Annotated in this window: 13 protein-coding genes and 2 tRNA genes; 5 read left to right on the forward strand and 10 right to left on the reverse strand. The window is 72.7% G+C overall.

Going from position 1 to position 15,009, the window contains the following annotated elements; all coding sequences use genetic code 11:
• Positions 1-66: 66 nt before the first annotated feature.
• The 3 genes from EV378_RS15810 to EV378_RS15820 all read left to right on the forward strand — a co-directional run bounded on the left by EV378_RS15810 (position 67) and on the right by EV378_RS15820 (position 3,407).
• Positions 67-789 carry a MerR family transcriptional regulator gene (locus tag EV378_RS15810; RefSeq protein WP_132425859.1) on the forward strand — a complete coding sequence of 241 codons (723 nt, stop codon included), beginning with the start codon at positions 67-69 and terminating at the stop codon, positions 787-789.
• 94 nt (positions 790-883) lie between these two features.
• Positions 884-2,776 carry an alpha/beta hydrolase family protein gene (locus EV378_RS15815; RefSeq protein ID WP_132425862.1) on the forward strand — a complete coding sequence of 631 codons (1,893 nt, stop codon included), beginning with the start codon at positions 884-886 and terminating at the stop codon, positions 2,774-2,776.
• Positions 2,777-2,936: 160 nt separating this feature from the next.
• Positions 2,937-3,407, forward strand: coding sequence for a hypothetical protein (locus EV378_RS15820; protein WP_132425864.1), 471 nt, complete (start codon positions 2,937-2,939; stop codon positions 3,405-3,407).
• 147 nt (positions 3,408-3,554) lie between these two features.
• On the opposite strand, the gene EV378_RS15825 is transcribed toward EV378_RS15820, so the two are convergent.
• On the reverse strand, positions 3,555-3,917 hold the full coding sequence (locus EV378_RS15825; RefSeq protein WP_132425867.1) for a cupin domain-containing protein: 363 nt from the start codon (positions 3,915-3,917) through the stop codon (positions 3,555-3,557).
• Between the two features lie 107 nt (positions 3,918-4,024).
• On the opposite strand from EV378_RS15825, the gene EV378_RS15830 reads away from it, so the two are divergent.
• Positions 4,025-5,431: a CoA transferase gene (locus tag EV378_RS15830; RefSeq protein ID WP_207908682.1), complete on the forward strand. Its 1,407-nt coding sequence runs from the start codon at positions 4,025-4,027 to the stop codon at positions 5,429-5,431.
• A 62-nt stretch (positions 5,432-5,493) separates the two neighbouring features.
• Here the strand turns inward: EV378_RS15830 and EV378_RS15835 are convergent, their stop codons facing one another.
• The 8 genes from EV378_RS15835 to EV378_RS15870 all read right to left on the reverse strand — a co-directional run bounded on the left by EV378_RS15835 (position 5,494) and on the right by EV378_RS15870 (position 12,869).
• A complete protein-coding gene (locus EV378_RS15835; protein WP_132425870.1) occupies positions 5,494-6,315 on the reverse strand; it encodes an ABC transporter ATP-binding protein in 822 nt (273 codons plus the stop codon).
• On the reverse strand, positions 6,312-7,349 hold the full coding sequence (locus tag EV378_RS15840; protein ID WP_132425873.1) for a FecCD family ABC transporter permease: 1,038 nt from the start codon (positions 7,347-7,349) through the stop codon (positions 6,312-6,314). Before EV378_RS15840 ends, EV378_RS15835 begins: the two co-directional genes overlap by 4 nt.
• Positions 7,346-8,335 carry a FecCD family ABC transporter permease gene (locus tag EV378_RS15845; protein ID WP_132425876.1) on the reverse strand — a complete coding sequence of 330 codons (990 nt, stop codon included), beginning with the start codon at positions 8,333-8,335 and terminating at the stop codon, positions 7,346-7,348. The genes EV378_RS15840 and EV378_RS15845 overlap by 4 nt, the downstream gene beginning before the upstream one ends.
• A 26-nt stretch (positions 8,336-8,361) precedes the next feature.
• Positions 8,362-9,246 carry an ABC transporter substrate-binding protein gene (locus EV378_RS15850; RefSeq protein WP_243653484.1) on the reverse strand — a complete coding sequence of 295 codons (885 nt, stop codon included), beginning with the start codon at positions 9,244-9,246 and terminating at the stop codon, positions 8,362-8,364.
• Positions 9,247-9,763: 517 nt separating this feature from the next.
• Positions 9,764-9,836 (reverse strand) — tRNA-Arg (locus EV378_RS15855).
• Between the two features lie 69 nt (positions 9,837-9,905).
• Positions 9,906-9,995, reverse strand: a tRNA-Ser gene (locus EV378_RS15860).
• A gap of 151 nt (positions 9,996-10,146) precedes the next feature.
• Positions 10,147-12,129: an acetoacetate--CoA ligase gene (locus EV378_RS15865; protein ID WP_132425882.1), complete on the reverse strand. Its 1,983-nt coding sequence runs from the start codon at positions 12,127-12,129 to the stop codon at positions 10,147-10,149.
• A 44-nt stretch (positions 12,130-12,173) separates the two neighbouring features.
• Complete coding sequence (locus EV378_RS15870) at positions 12,174-12,869, reverse strand: dienelactone hydrolase family protein (RefSeq protein ID WP_132425885.1); 696 nt, start codon at positions 12,867-12,869, stop codon at positions 12,174-12,176.
• 60 nt (positions 12,870-12,929) lie between these two features.
• Here EV378_RS15870 and hisC point away from each other — a divergent pair, with 60 nt between their 5' ends.
• Positions 12,930-13,991: a histidinol-phosphate transaminase gene (gene hisC / locus EV378_RS15875; RefSeq protein WP_132425888.1), complete on the forward strand. Its 1,062-nt coding sequence runs from the start codon at positions 12,930-12,932 to the stop codon at positions 13,989-13,991.
• Here the strand turns inward: hisC and EV378_RS15880 are convergent.
• A complete protein-coding gene (locus EV378_RS15880) occupies positions 13,973-14,683 on the reverse strand; it encodes a response regulator transcription factor (protein WP_243653485.1) in 711 nt (236 codons plus the stop codon). The genes hisC and EV378_RS15880 overlap by 19 nt on opposite strands.
• Between the last annotated feature and the right edge of the window lie 326 nt (positions 14,684-15,009).

The raw sequence follows: 15,009 nt of genomic DNA on the forward strand, positions 1-15,009 counted from the left end.
GGTGTCGACTCGGGCGAGCGCCGGTGCGTCCGCACCGGTGGACACCCGCCGATCGAGGTGACCGTCGTGGCCTGGAGTACCCGTGAGATCGCCGAGCTGGCCGGCACGAGCCTGCGGGCCGTGCGGCACTACCACGAGGTCGGGCTCCTCCCCGAGCCCGAGCGGCGGGCCAACGGGTACAAGCAGTACGGCGTCGCGCATCTCGTGCGGCTGATGCGCATCAAGCGGCTCACCGATCTCGGCTTCTCGCTGACGCAGATCTCGACGATGGGCGAGGCCTCCGACCATCCGGAGGAGGCGCTGCGCACGCTGGACGCCGAGCTGGCGGCGACGATCGAGCGCCTGAAGCGCGCCCGCGTCGAGCTCGGGCTGATCCTGGAGCAGGCAGCACCGACCGACCTGCCGCTCGACTTCGCCCCGGTCGTCGACACGTTCTCCGACGCCGACCGCTCGTTCGTCGTCGTGCTGTCGCGCGTGCTCGGGCCGGAGGGCATGAAGGCCTACTCGGCGCTGCTGCAGGACCCGATGGAGGACCCGGCGACCCGGGAGTTCGACGACCTGCCCGCCGACGCCCCCGCCGACGTCCGCCGGGACCTCGCCGAGCGGCTGGCCCCGTTCGTCCGCACCCTCCGCAGTGGACACCCGGGGATCGTCGACTCCCACGTGGACGCACCGAGAGGGAGGCGGCACGCGGAGACGACGGTGGCCACGGCCCTCGTCGACCTCTACAACCCGGCCCAGCTCGACGTGATGGTGCGGATCGACGCCCTGCTCGCCGCGTCGGCGTGACGGGGGTCACGCTCGTCCGGCGTTGAGTGTGCCGCAACGGCATCCCGTGTCCTGGTGTCACGCAGCCACTGACGAGAGAACGAGAGGAACCGTCATGACCGACCTCATCGCCGTCGAGGACCTGTTCGGCACGCCCGAGTTCGCCGGGGCGACGATCTCGCCGGACGGCACCCGGATCGCCTACCTCGCGCCGTGGAAGAACCGGCTCAACGTCTGGGTGCAGGTCATCGCCGCGTCCGGCACCCCGGTCGGCGAGCCGCGGTGCGTGACGGCCGACGAGACCCGCAGCGTCACGCGGTTCGAGTGGACGCACGACCCCCGCTGGCTCCTCTACACCCAGGACGACGGCGGCGACGAGAACGACCACCTGTACCGCGTCGACCTCGACGACCCGGACGCCTCCGTCGTCGACCTGACGCCCTACCCGGGCGCCCGCGTGCTCACCCACGAGCAGCCGAACGGCCGTCCGGGGACCGTCCTGCTGCAGATCAACCACCGCAAGCTCGACGAGATCGACCTGGCCGAGATCGACATCGCCACCGGCGAGGAGACCGTGCTCGCCGAGAGCCCCGGCGAGGTCCTGCACTGGATGCTGACCCCCGCGGGCGAGCCGTACGCGATGACCGCGGGCGACGACGGATCCGTCGTGCTGTCGCGCTGGAACGACGGCGACCCCGAGCCGGTCACCGTGTTCAGCGGCGACGACCACCCGCTGAGCGTCTACCCGGTCGAGATCACGGCCGACGGGACGGGCGTGTGGGTCGGGTCGTTCACCGGGTCCGACCGGATGCGGCTCGCCCGGATCGATCTCGCCACCGGCGAGGAGACCGATGTGGACAGCCACCCGGAGCTGGACCTCGACGGCATGCGCCGCGCCGTCGCCCAGGTCGGGTCGCCGCTGATCCGCAGCCGCCGGACCGGCGAGCTGCTCGCCGCCCGGTATCTCGGCGAGCGACAGGTGATCCGGCCGCTGAGCCCGGACTTCGCCCTGGTGCTGGAGGAGATCGAGGCGCTCTCCGACGGCGACCTGGGCCTGCTGACCTCGGACGACGACGGCATGCGGTGGGTCGCGACGTTCGTGCACGACCGCGAGCCCGGCGTCACCTGGTTCTACGACCACGCGACCGGCGAGTCCCGGCTGCTGTCCCGCTCGGCGTACCCGCACCTGGATCCGTCGGTGCTGGCACCGATGACGCCGGTGACGATCCCGGCCCGTGACGGGCGTGCGCTGCCGTCGTTCCTGACGTTGCCCGTGGACGCCTCGCAGGACCTCCCGCTGCTGCTGATCGTCCACGGTGGACCGTGGTACCGCGACGCGTGGGGCTTCGACCCGCAGGCCCAGCTGTTCGCCAACCGCGGCTACGCCGTGCTCCAGGTCAACTTCCGCGGCTCGGTCGGCTACGGCCGGGACCACATGCGGGCCGCGATCGGCGAGTTCGCCGGCGCGATGCACGACGACCTGATCGACGCCGTGGACTGGGCCGTGGAGCAGGGCTACGCGGACCCCGACCGGGTCGGGATCATGGGCGGGTCCTACGGCGGGTACGCCGCGCTGGTCGGCGTGACGTTCACGCCGGACAGGTTCGCCGCGGCCGTCGACTACGTCGGGGTCTCGGACCTGGCGGAGTTCATGCGGACCGTTCCCGCGTTCGCCCGCAAGCACCTGACGAACAACTGGCACCGCTACGTCGGGGACCCGGACACGCCGGACGGCGCCGCCGAGGCGCGGGAGCGGTCACCGATCCACCGCGTCGACGAGATCCGCACACCGCTGCTCGTCGCCCAGGGGGCGAACGACGTCCGCGTGGTGCAGGCGCAGTCGGACACGATCGTCGCGGCGCTGCGGGACCGGGGCGTCGACGTCGAGTACCTGCTCAAGGACGACGAGGGGCACGGGTTCCTCAATCCGGAGAACCAGATCGACCTCTACCGAGCGGCCGAGCGCTTCCTCGCCCGGCACCTGGGCGGGCGCCTCGACGAGGGATGAGTCATCAGTTCCGATGAACGGCCGTTCAGCGCACTAATACTGCTCCGTTCGTCGCGATGAACGGGGTGAACCGGGTCGTATCGGGCGGCCCGCTCACCCGGGAGCAGCGATGGCATCGCACCGCCGAGAGCGTTCCGCCGGACGCATCGTCCTTCGAAGCGTGGTGGCCGCGACGCTGGCCGCCGCACTCGCGTCGGCGGGTGCGCTGTCGCTCGCCGAGGCGGCGCCGACGGTGTCGTCGGCGACTCCGACGGCAACGGTCACGGCCGGCCCGACGGTGGCCGACCTCCTCCCGGCACCGGCCGCCCCGGATCTCGACATCCCGGACGTGCCGCTGCCGGAAGAGACCGCCGAGCCCTCCGCGTCCTCGTCGGGCCACTGCGACGACCCGGCGTGGTGGAACGCCCGGCAGGTGGGCGACCCCGGCGACTACGTCGCCGCGTGCGGCTCGTGGCCGTCGTGGATCGACCCGCCGGTCGACGGGTCCGGCGCAGCGCCGTACACCGGCCCGACCGAGGGTCGTGCCTGGTCGCCGGAGTACGGCTACTACGAGGGCCGCACCGACGGCCCGAAGAACAGCCAGGGCGAGCCGTGCATGCAGGGCCGCGACAACAACGACCCGAACTGCTGACTCCACGCTGGACCGGGTGACCGCCATCCCGCCCGGCATCTCCTCCGCCGTCGACCGCCACCCCGATGTCGCGGTACCGGAAGCGGAGGTTGATGGCGACCGAATCCGGCAGTGGCAGGAGACCGTCGGCGAACTACGTGCCCGGGGTCAGGTGTAGTAGTCGTTGCCCCGGGAGAACTCGACGAAGATGCACGGCTCGTCGCCGACGCACCACGCGTCGTGGCCCGGGGGCAGCATCATGACGTCGCCGGCCCGGAAGATCCCCTGGGTACCGTCCTGCATGCGGACACCCAGCGCGCCGTTGACGACGACGGCGACGTGCGGCAGCTCGCACAGCTCGGTCCCGGCGTCCGGCTTGAGGTCCTTGGACCACAACGACCCGGGCTCGAACGTCACCTCGGTGACCGCAGCGCCGTCCATCTCGGCGGTCCGCTTCGAGATCTGACCGTGCACGTCGCTCGGGATGTCCGCGAACGACCTCCGTTGCATCGCCGTGTTGTAGGTCGGCACGATGGCTCCCGTCGGTGGAGTGCGTGGTGTACGTCACCACCACAGCACATCCGGATGGATCTCCGAAGCCCTCGGGCCGGATCGTTTCGCCGCGTAGCGTCGCCCTCGTGGCGGCACATCGATGGGACGGCGCTCTGACCTCCTTGTGGACGGATCTGGACGGCCCGGACGACGCGACCGACGTGGCGTGGTCCGGACCGGACGGGCTGTTGCCCTCCCCGTACCCGGTCGGTGACCTGGCGATGGGCGCCGTCGGGGCCGCGGCGCGAGCGGCGTGCGAGCTGGCCGCGGCCCGCGGCGTGGACGCCGGGACTCCCACTGTGGACGGCCGCCGAGTCGCCGCGTCGTTCCGCGGTGACCAGCTGATGCGGGTCGACGGTGCGGCGTCCCCGTCGTTCGCGCCGCTGTCCGGTTTCTGGGCGACGCGCGACGGCTGGGTCCGCACGCACGCGAACTACCCGCACCACCGGGCCCGGCTGCTGGACGCGCTCGGACTACCCGGGGCCGACACCGGACCCGACCAGCTCGCGGCGACACTCCGGGAGCGGACCGCCGAGGACGTCGAGACGACCGTGACCGATGCGGGCGGGATCGCGACCGCCGTCCGCTCCGAGGATGCGTGGGACGCGCATCCGCAGGGCCGGGCCGTCGCCGCCGCACCGCTGATCCGGCGTTCCACGCGGGACGGCGGTCCCGGCGGGCCCGCTCCGATCGCCGACGCGACCGCCGTCCGGCCCGCACGCGGGCTGCGCGTCCTGGACCTCACGCGGGTGCTCGCCGGCCCCGTCGCGACCCGCACGCTCGCTCTGCTCGGCGCCGACGTGCTGCGCATCGACCCGCCCGGCACGGCCGAGATCGAGTCGCAGCACCTGGACACCGGCCCCGGCAAGCGATCGGCGACGCTGGACCTGCGCACCCCGGCCGGACGGTCCACACTGGATGACCTGCTCGCCGGCGCGCACGTGCTCGTGACCGCGTACCGGCCGGGCTCGCTCGGCGCCTTCGGGCTGGACCCCGACGAGCTCGCCGTCCACCGGCCGGACCTCGTCGTCGCCACGCTCGACGCCTGGGGCGACGACGGCCCGTTCGCCGCGCGTCGCGGGTTCGACAGCATCGTCCAGGCGGCGAGCGGGATCGCGCTGCGTACGGTGCGCGACGACGGCCGGCCCGGCGCTCTGCCCGCGCAGGCGCTCGACCACGCCACCGGCTACCTGACCGCGGCGTCCGTCCTGCTCGGACTCGCCGACCGGTTCCGGCTCGGCACGGGTACGACGGCCCGGCTCGCCCTGGCCCGCACCGCACACCGGCTGCGCGCCATGCCGGCGGTGGACACCGCCGTCGACGACGACCCGACGACCGCGCTGGAACCGGCGCTCACCGAGATCGCCTGCGCCGCGGGACGGCTGCGCCTGCCCCGGCCCGCGTTCCGCCTCGCACGGGGCCCGGACACCTGGGAACGGCCGCCCACCCGGTGGGGCAGCGACGTCCCGGCCTGGGGCCCGCGGTCGGGGTGAACCCGAGGAGCGGGACGGGCCGGCACAGGCGGGAGGACCGCCGGGCCCGGGGTACCGTTCGATCAGGATCCGGAGTCCGTACGCCGGGGAGCGCCCGGGCGGGGAAGCACCAGCGGCGTGCCGGTGAGGGGGTCCGGCGTCACGAGCGCGTCGACCCCGAACACCGACGAGACCAGCTCCTCGGAGACGACCGCGGCCGGCTCGCCCTCGGCCACGATCCGGCCGCCGCGCATCGCGATCAGGTGGTCGGCGTAGCGGGCGGCGAGCTCGAGGTCGTGCTGCACCATCACGATCGTCCTGCCCTGCTCGGTGTTGATCACGCGCAGCAGGTCGAGCACGTCCAGCTGGTGGGCGAGATCGAGGAACGTCGTCGGTTCGTCGAGCAGCATCGTTCCCGGCCCCTGGGCGAGCACGAGCGCGATCCAGGCCCGCTGCCGCTGACCACCGGACAGCTCGGCCACCGGCCGCTCGGCCAGCCCGGCGAGTCCGGTCGCCTCCAGCGCGGCCGACACCGCGGCCTCGTCCTCGCCCGACCACTGCCGGAACCAGCGCTGGTAGGGGTGCCGGCCACGGCCGACGAGGTCGGCGACGGTGATCCCGTCGGGGACGCTGGGCTGCTGTGGGAGCACACCGAGTCGGCGGGCCAGCTCGGTGGCCGGCAGTCGGGTGATCTGCGTGCCGCCCAGCAGGACCCGGCCGGACGCCGGGCGCAGGAGCCCCGCGAGGCCGCGTAACAGGGTGGACTTCCCGCAGCCGTTCGGGCCGACGATCGCCGTGACCCGGGCCTCGGGGACCGTGACGGACTGGTCGTCGACCACGATCTGCCCGGTCCTGTACCCGATGGTCAGGCGCTCCCCGGACAGCTCCTCCCCGGTGGACGTCATCCGCTCACTCCGATCCGGTTGCCGCGCACGAGCAGGGCGATGAGCACGGGCGCCCCGACGACGGCGGTGACGACCCCGACCGGCAGCTCGCGCGGCGCGAAGGCCGTGCGGGCGGCGAGGTCGGCCACGACGACGACGAAGGCCCCGATCCCGGACGAGGCCAGCAGCCCGGGGGTGCGTTCGGCGAGTACCCGCCGCACGATCTGCGGAGCGACGAGCGCGACGAAACCGACCGGCCCGGCCGACGCCGTGGCGAGCGCGGAGAGCCCCACCGCGGATCCCAGCAGCACGGCCCTGGCCCGTCTGACACGGGGATCCAGGGACCGGGCGAGGTCGTCGCCCAACTCGAGGACCTGGAGCCGCCGGACCAGGGCGAGGACGGCGGGCAGCAGCACGCAGAGCCCCGCGGCGACCGGCACGACGTCCGACCACGAGCGGCCGGACAGGCTTCCGACCAGCCACACCGCCGCCGCGTAGGCGGCGTTGACGTCGGCGCGGCTGAGCAGGAACGTGGCGGCGGAGTTCAGCATCGCCGCGACGCCGATGCCGACCAGGACCAGCCGGTAGCCGGAGAAGCCACCCCGCCAGGCGACCGTGTACACGGCCAGCGCGGCAACCGCGGCCCCGGCGAGCGCACCACCGGTCACCCACGCCGCCGACGCGCCCAGACCGATGATCATCAGGATGGCACCGGCCGAGGCCCCGGCGTTGATGCCGATCACGTCCGGGCTGACCAGCGGGTTGCGGGCGAGCCGCTGCAGCACCCCGCCGGCCACGCCGAACGCGGCCCCGACCAGGACGCCGATCAGTGCCCGCGGCAGCCGGTGGGTGACGACGATGTCGTAGGTGATCAGGGTTCCGTCGCCGGCGAGCGTGCTGACCACCGTCGACAACGGCAGTGGGTACTCGCCTATCGTGATCGCCACCAGTCCGGTCGCCATGGCCGTCGCCCAGGACACGACCCCGAGCACCAGTCCGCGCACGCTGACCCGAGTCGACAGCGGGCCACGGCGCAGCACCAGGGTCGCCGTCACAGCGCGGCCACCTTCCTGGTCCGGACCAGGTGCAGGAACACCGGTCCACCGACCAGCGCCGCCGTGACTCCGATGTGGACCTCCTCGGGCGCGATCACCACCCGGCCCGCGACGTCGGCGAGGAGGACCAGGCCCGCCGCGAGCAGACCCGACAGGGGCAGGACCCACCGGTGCGCCGTGCCGGCCAGAGCACGTGCGGCGTGCGGCGCGACGAGTCCGACGAAGACCACGGGCCCGGCCAGCGCGGTCGCCGTGCCGGCCAGGACGACGACGGCGACGAGCCCCGCGCCGCGGGTCAGGCCGGGCCGGGCGCCGAGACTGCGTGCGGCGTCCTGCCCGAGCGCGACCACGTCGAGGCGGCGGACCAGCACCACCGCGACCAGGACCCCGACGGCGGCGAACGGGACCGCCTGTCCCACCGTCTGCAGGTCGGAGCGCGCGAGCGAGCCGATGATCCAGTACCGGTAGCGGGCGAACAGATCGCGGTCCAGCAGGACGACGGCCGACGTGACGGCCGTGAGCAGAGCGGAGACCGCCGCTCCGGCCAGCGCGAGCTTCACCGGAGTGACACCGTCCCGCCCGGACCCGCCGATCGCGTACACGGCCAGCGCCGCCACCGCCCCGCCGACGAACCCGAACCACACGTACCCGGCGAGCGAGCCGACGCCCGCGGTCATGACCGCGATCATCGACGCAGCCGCGCCGGAGTTCACCCCGAGCGTGTCCGGTCCCCCGAGGGGGTTGCGGGTGACGCCCTGGGCGACGGTCCCGGCCAGCCCCAGGCACGTCCCGGCGATCAGGCCGCACAGCGTGCGCGGCAGCCGGACGTGCCGGACGACGAAGTCGGCCTGGCCGCCGGAGAACCGGAGAAGTCCGTCGGAGAGCTCTGCCCAGGACAGCGGCCGGGCTCCGACCTTCATCGACAGCACCGTCCCGGCAGCGACCAGCACGACCGCACCGGACAGCACCCAGGCGGGTGCGGTCATCGGTCGCGGTGCGTTCGGTGCGACGGTCACCCGGGATGGACCAGACCGGCGACCTTCTCGGCCGCGTAGGGGGCCCGCAGGCTGGCGGCCCGGTCGGCGAACAGGAAGGGGAACACCTTCTTCTGCGCGATCGCCTTACCGCCCGCGAGAGCCGGGTCGGTCAGGATCTGCTGCACGTCGGCCTTCCCGTCCTGGTCGATCGTGGCGGGATCGCAGCAGGTCGAGGTCAGGATGACGTCCGGGTTGCGGGCGATCAGCTCCTCCTTCGACACCGCGACGTGCCGCTTGTCGGTCAGGTCGCCGAAGGCGTTCTGCGCGCCCGCCATCTCCAGGATCCGGCTGCCGAAGTCGATCCCCGACGCGACCCGGTAGCTGCCGTCGTCGTCGTTGAGCAGGATCGCCACCCGCGGCTTCGGCCGACCCGCGACACGCTCCTGTACCGCGGCCACCCGCGCCTTCAGGTCACCGACCAGCGCTTCCGACCGCTCGACGGCGCCCAGCAACCGACCGAGCGAGAGCAGGTCGGCGTAGATCGTCTCCATCGACACCTGCGCCGGGTCGATCGCCTCGTCGGACAGACCGTCCGCGGACGGGCACAGCGGCGCGTTGACCCACGTCCGCACCCCCACCGAAGCGAGGTCCGCCCGGGTGCTGATCGACTCGTCGCCGGTGGTGGCGAACACGTTGTTGTAGCCCGCCAGCACGAAGTCCGGGTTCGCGGCGAGCAACGCCTCGCGCTGCGGGAGGTCCTTGACGTACGGGACTCCCGACTGGGCGTCGGCGAACTCGGGCAGGACCGGCGCGTCGAGCCACGCGGTGCCGACGAGCCGGTCGCTCACGCCGAGCGCGTGCAGGGTCTCGATCGCCGGCTGATAGAGCGCGTAGATCCGCTCGGGCGGTGACGGGGCCATCACCTCGATCCCGCAGTTGACCTCTCTGACGGCAGTCGCACCGTCCGGGACTGCTGCGGGGGCGGGCGGTCCGCCACAGGCCGAGAGGACGAGTGCGGCGGCACACGCCAAGGCCGCCGGAATCAGGCGCCGGACAGCGGACCGGATGGGCATCGGAGCTCCTCCAACAGCTTCTCATCTGAGAAGCTGTTCATATGTGATCCGCTCCGGTTTCGCTACTACGGCGACGTGTCCGGAATATCACTTTCATGAGGATGCGTCCGACGTCGGTGCGATCGCGGCGGCCCGCCGGCGACCGGACTCCTGCCGGTCCGCGAGGCAGGCCGGGCACCGGCGAGTGCACCGATCGCCCGCACGGGCACACCCACGGTCGAGGAGGAGCGGTTCCAGAAGCTCGTCGACGTCTCCTGACGGCACGATCCCGTCTCGCCGCCGCCGGGCCAGCGCGCATGCGGCAGACGACGCGGGCCGGACGGCCATGCTGAGCGCATCGCGTCGATCGAGCCTGGCCGGTGAGCGCGCCCGAAGGGATTCGAACCCCTAACCTTCTGATCCGTAGTCAGATGCTCTATCCGTTGAGCTACGGGCGCAGTGTGTATCCAGTTCCGTGTGTTCAGTTGTTCCGTCGCCGCAGACCCCGGGAGGTCTCCGCTCCGGTGCGGAGGCTCCGGGATTTGAACCCGGGATGGGGGGTAACCCCAAACCGCATTAGCAGTGCGGCGCCATAGACCAGACTAGGCGAAGCCTCCCCGGCGCCTCACGGCCCCAGCAGCAACGAGAGTACACACCGGCCGCAACCGGGTTGGACCCGGGGCCGCCGCACCCCGTCCCGGCGTGCCGCACCCGTTGCGCGGGATGCGGCACGCCGATCAGGGGTGCGGCACGGAGCGACGGGGTGCGTCAACGCCCGGCCAGGTGCAGGAACGGGGTCAGCGAGTCCGGGTTCTGCAGCGCACCGGAGCTGACGGCCTTGTCCGGGTCGGTGCCGGCCAGGATCTTCTTCACCGGCACCTCGCACTTCTTGCCGTTCAGCGTGCGCGGGATCGCGTCGACCACCTCGAACCGGTCCGGCACGTGGCGCGGGGACAGCTCCTTCCGGAGCTCCGTGCGCAGGGCCGGCTCGACCTCCTCGAGCGTCGCGCCGGGCGCGAGAACCAGGAAGCACAACAGCGCGCCCTCCTCGCGGGCGCCGAGCGCGGTCGTGTCGATCACCAGGGAGTCCGCGACGCCGTCGAACGCCTCGACGACCGCGTAGAAGTCCGCGGTGCCCATCCGGACACCGCCGCGGTTGAGCGTGGAGTCGGACCGGCCGTAGATCACGTAGGAGTTGCGCGGGGTGCGGCGGACCCAGTCGCCGTGCCGCCAGCGGCCGGGGAAGTCCTCGTAGTACGACTCGCGCAGGCGGCTGCCGTCCGGGTCGTTCCAGAACATCACCGGCATCGACGGCATCGGCGTCGTCACGACGAGCTCGCCGACGTCGTCGAGCAGATCAGTGCCGTCCTCGGCCAGCGAGCGGACGTCGGCGCCCAGCGCGGCACAGGACAGCTCACCGAGCCACACTGGGACGATCGGCGACGAGCCGACGAACGTCGCGCACACGTCGGTGCCGCCGGAGACCGAGCAGATCTGGATGTGCGAGCCGGCCGCCTCCCCCACCCAGCGGAAGCCCTCCGCGGACAGTGGCGCGCCCGTCGAACCGAGGGCTTCCATCGCCGAGAGGTCGTGCTCCGCGCCGGGGCGCAGGCCGGCCTTCAGGCAGGACTGGATATAGGGCGCCGAGACGCCGAACAGCTTCACCTTGTGCCGGGCCGCGAGCGCCCACAGCGCACCGAGGTCCGGGTGTCCCGGGCTGCCGTCGAACATCACGATCGTCGCCCCGACGAGAAGGCCGCCGACCAGGTAGTTCCACATCATCCAGCCGGTCGTGGTGAACCAGAAGAACCGGTCACCCGGGCCGAGGTCCTGCTGCAGCCGCAGCGCCTTCAGGTGTTCGACGACGATGCCGCCGTGCCCGTGCACGATGCCCTTCGGCAGTCCGGTGGTCCCGGACGAGTACAGCACCCAGAGCGGGTGGTCGAACGGGACCGGCGTGAACTCCAGCGGCGCGGACTCCGCCGTGAACTCGTCCCACGGCGTCGTGTCCGCGGCGGTGGCCGACGGGTCCAGGTACGGGATCAGCACGGTCTGGCGCAGCGTCGGCATCTGGCCCTGCAGCGTGGCCAGGTTCTGGCGGATGTCGTAGGCCTTGCCGCCGTAGCGGTAGCCGTCGACGGCGACGAGCACGGCCGGTTCGATCTGGGCGAAGCGGTCGTGCACCGCGCGGGCGCCGAAGTCCGGTGAGCAGGACGACCAGATCGCGCCAAGGCTCGACGCGGCCAGGAACGCGACGAGCGTCTCGACGCAGTTCGGGGCCAGCGCCACCACCCGGTCGCCGAAACCGACGCCCGCCCGGACCAGCCCGGCGCGGGCGCGGGCGACCTGGTCGCGCAGCTCGGCGTGGAAGACCGTGCGCTCCAGTCCGTCCTCGCGCACGAACTCGACGGCGACGTCGTCGTCGCGGCGGCCGGGACCGGGGGTGAGCACGTGCTCGGCGTAGTTCAGCGTCGACCCGGGGAACCACTCGGCGCCGGGCATCTCACGGGAGCCCAGCGTCGCCGTCGGGGCGTCGTGGAACAGCACGCCGGAGTACTCGGCCACGGCCGACCAGAACCCGTCGAGATCGCGGACGGACCACCCGTGCACGGACGCCCAGTCGGTCCCGTCGACGTCGATCCCCCGGTTCTCGCGGGCCCACGCGCCGAACTTCGCGATCTGGGTGTCCGGCACGGCGGCCGGGTCCGGCCGCCACAGCACCTCGGGAGCATCGGTCTCGATCGACGTCATGCGCCCACCTTCGCCGACGGAGGCGCCGGGGTGCCACCCCTCCCCTAACGGAGGTGGCTGTCGAACCAGCTGAGAACGCGGTTCCAGGCGTCGGCCGCCGAGTCGGGGTCGTCGTCGAAGCGGTAGCCCCGCGACGGGTAGACGACGACGTTCGTCGCGGTCTCCGACTTAGCGGCCGCCTCCCGGAGGCGTTCGACGGCGCTGCTGTCGGCGGACTCGGAGTAGACGCCGAGCCAGGGGCAGGTCAGCTCCGGCGCGGCGTCGACGAGGGCCGGGACGCTCGGCGACGGCGACTTCTCGATGCCCTCGCCCGCGACCGTGACGGCCGCGCCGAACGACCGCTTGGCCGCCACCAGCAGCGCGACCGTCCCGCCGAGGTCGAACCCGAGCACACCCATCCGGTCGGACGGGATCTCGTGGTCGGCGAGCCAGCCGAACGCCGTGTCGCAGTCGTCCATGATGTGCTCGGAGTCGAGGCGCCCGACCTGGTCGGCGACCTCGTCGTCGGTCGACCGCTCGGTCAGCTCGGCCGCGACCTCGCGGTGGTACAGGTGCGGCGCCACGGCCAGCCAGCCGTCCCCCGCGAGACCCGAGACCAGCCCGCGGACGGCGTCGGTGACGCCGCGCGCCTCGTGCAGCACGACGACCCCGCCCCGGGTCGTGCCCTGGGGTTCCGCGACCGTGAGCCGCAGCTCGCTCCCGTCGGTCAGAGGGACCGACTCGGTCCGGATCTCACTCATGTACCGACCCTCCCAGAGTGGCCGGACCCGGGGCGACCCCTGACGACTACCGTGACGGACATGACGCTGATCCGCCCCGATCTGGACACCCTGCCGGCCTACGTGCCCGGCCGATCCGTTCCCGGGTTGATCAAGCTGGCCAGCAACGAGGTCGCCGAGCCGCCCGCGGCGCCGGTGCTGGAGGCGATCGCGCGGGCCGCGGCGGGCGGCAACCGGTACCCCGATCTCGGTGTCGTCGAGCTGACGGCGCGGATCGCGGAATTCCACGACGTGGCGCCGGAGCGGGTCGCCGTCGGGTGCGGTTCGGTCACGCTGTGCCAGCAGCTGGTCCAGATCAGCTGCCTCGGCCCCGGCGACGAGGTGATGTTCGCCTGGCGCTCGTTCGAGGCCTACCCGATCGTCACGCAGATCGGCGGCGCCGACGTCCGCACGGTGCCGCTCGACGGGGAGTTCCGGCACGATCTCGACGCGATGGCCGCCGCCGTCACCGACCGGACCCGCCTGATCTTCGTCTGCAGCCCCAACAACCCGACCGGCCCTGCCGTGCACCGCGCGGAGTTCGAGCGGTTCCTCGAGACCGTCGGACCGGACGTCGTCGTCGCGCTCGACGAGGCGTACGCCGAGTTCGTCACCGACCCGGAGGCCGTGACCGGACGCCCCCTGCTGGACGCGCATCCGAACCTCGTCGTGCTCCGGACGTTCTCCAAGGCCTATCGGCTGGCCGGACTGCGGGTCGGCTACGCGCTGACCTCGCCGGACGTCGCGACGGCGCTGCGCAAGGTCTGCCCGCCGTTCAGCGTCAGCTCGGTCGCCCAGGCCGGCGCGATCGCCGCGCTGGAGAACCGGGACGCGATCCTGGCCGACCTGCGCCCGATCCTGGCCGAGCGCGACCGGGTCCGGACGGCGCTGGTCGGGGACGGGTTCACCGTGCCGGAGTCGCAGTCGAACTTCCTGTGGCTCCCGCTCGGCGACCGCAGCGCGGAGTTCGCGGCGCACTGCGCGGACCAGAAGGTCGTCGTGCGGCCGTTCCAGCCGGACGGCGTGCGGGTGACCGTCAGCAGTCCCGAGGAGAACGACACGCTGCTGGCCGCGGCGTCGTCGTATCAGCCTTCCAGCAGGTAGCCGGCGCCGCGGACGGTCCGGATCCGCTCCGGGCCGATCTTGCGGCGCAGGTAGGAGATGTAGACCTGCACGAGGTTCGCCGAGACCGGCTCCGCCCATGCCCGGCCACCGAGCTCGGCGTGCGACACGACCTCACCCGGACGGTCGAGCAGCGCGAGCAGGAGCGAGTACTCGGTCGGTGACAGGGCGACCAGCCGGCCGTCGACGGTGACCTCGCCGACGTCGTCGCGCACCGAGACGCCGCCGTGGCTCTGGACCACCGGCGCCACGAGACCGGTCGTGGCGCTCAGCCGCAGGCGGACGCGGCAGGCCAGCTCGTCGACGGTGAACGGGCGGAACAGGAAGTCGTCGCGGTCGCCGCGCAGCAGGCCGAGCGTCCCGGCCCGTCGTTCACGGGAGGTGATCGCGACGACGGCGGCGTGCGGCGACTCGGACAGCACGGCCCCGAGCAGCACGAGCGGGTCGGGACCGGGCAGTTCCATGTCGAGGACGACGAGCGCGGTCGGCGCCCGGCGGATGCGGTCGAGCAGCTCGATGCCGTCGGTGATCGCCTGGACGTCCACCCCGTCCGGCCCGAACTCCTGGCGCAGGCCGCGTCGGACGGAGACGGTCGTGGCGGAATGGGGCAGGCCGAGGAGCACGGCGGGCAGCCGTGTACGCGAGCGGGGCGCTGGGACGAAGACGTCGGTCACCAACGACACCCCGGGGGAGCAACGGGGATCATCACCGCCACTGTCGCGCGACCAGGGGTCCCCGACAATCGGCCAGCGGTGGCATCGCGAACGGGATCGCTGCACGGACGGCCGAACCTGAGAGAGCAGTTAGGCCGTTCGGCCTATGCAGGAGTCGGTTGTGTTGTGGAAGGTCCCTTGGGCGCTTGCGCGCTACCTGTCGGCGCCACGAGGCAACCCCCTTCTCAGTCTGGGTGGTGACCGACGGTCACGGTTCCTAGAGTCCCGGTCCATGCGACGGAAGAGTTCCGCTGCGGATGATCAGCTCGACCCCCGGGAGCTGATCG

Origin of the sequence: Pseudonocardia endophytica (assembly GCF_004339565.1) — a bacterium.
GTDB lineage: Bacteria > Actinomycetota > Actinomycetes > Mycobacteriales > Pseudonocardiaceae > Pseudonocardia > Pseudonocardia endophytica.

Bases quoted from the DNA above. Each gene is read 5' to 3' on its own strand.
- EV378_RS15865 (WP_132425882.1), bottom strand. From the start codon at position 12,129: ATGACGTCGATCGAGACCGATGCTCCCGAGGTGCTGTGGCGGCCGGAC.
- EV378_RS15835 (WP_132425870.1), bottom strand. From the start codon at position 6,315: ATGACGTCCACCGGGGAGGAGCTGTCCGGGGAGCGCCTGACCATCGGG.
- hisC (WP_132425888.1), top strand. From the start codon at position 12,930: ATGACGCTGATCCGCCCCGATCTGGACACCCTGCCGGCCTACGTGCCC.
- EV378_RS15870 (WP_132425885.1), bottom strand. From the start codon at position 12,869: ATGAGTGAGATCCGGACCGAGTCGGTCCCTCTGACCGACGGGAGCGAG.
- EV378_RS15815 (WP_132425862.1), top strand. From the start codon at position 884: ATGACCGACCTCATCGCCGTCGAGGACCTGTTCGGCACGCCCGAGTTC.
- EV378_RS15845 (WP_132425876.1), bottom strand. From the start codon at position 8,335: ATGACCGCACCCGCCTGGGTGCTGTCCGGTGCGGTCGTGCTGGTCGCT.
- EV378_RS15850 (WP_243653484.1), bottom strand. From the start codon at position 9,246: ATGGCCCCGTCACCGCCCGAGCGGATCTACGCGCTCTATCAGCCGGCG.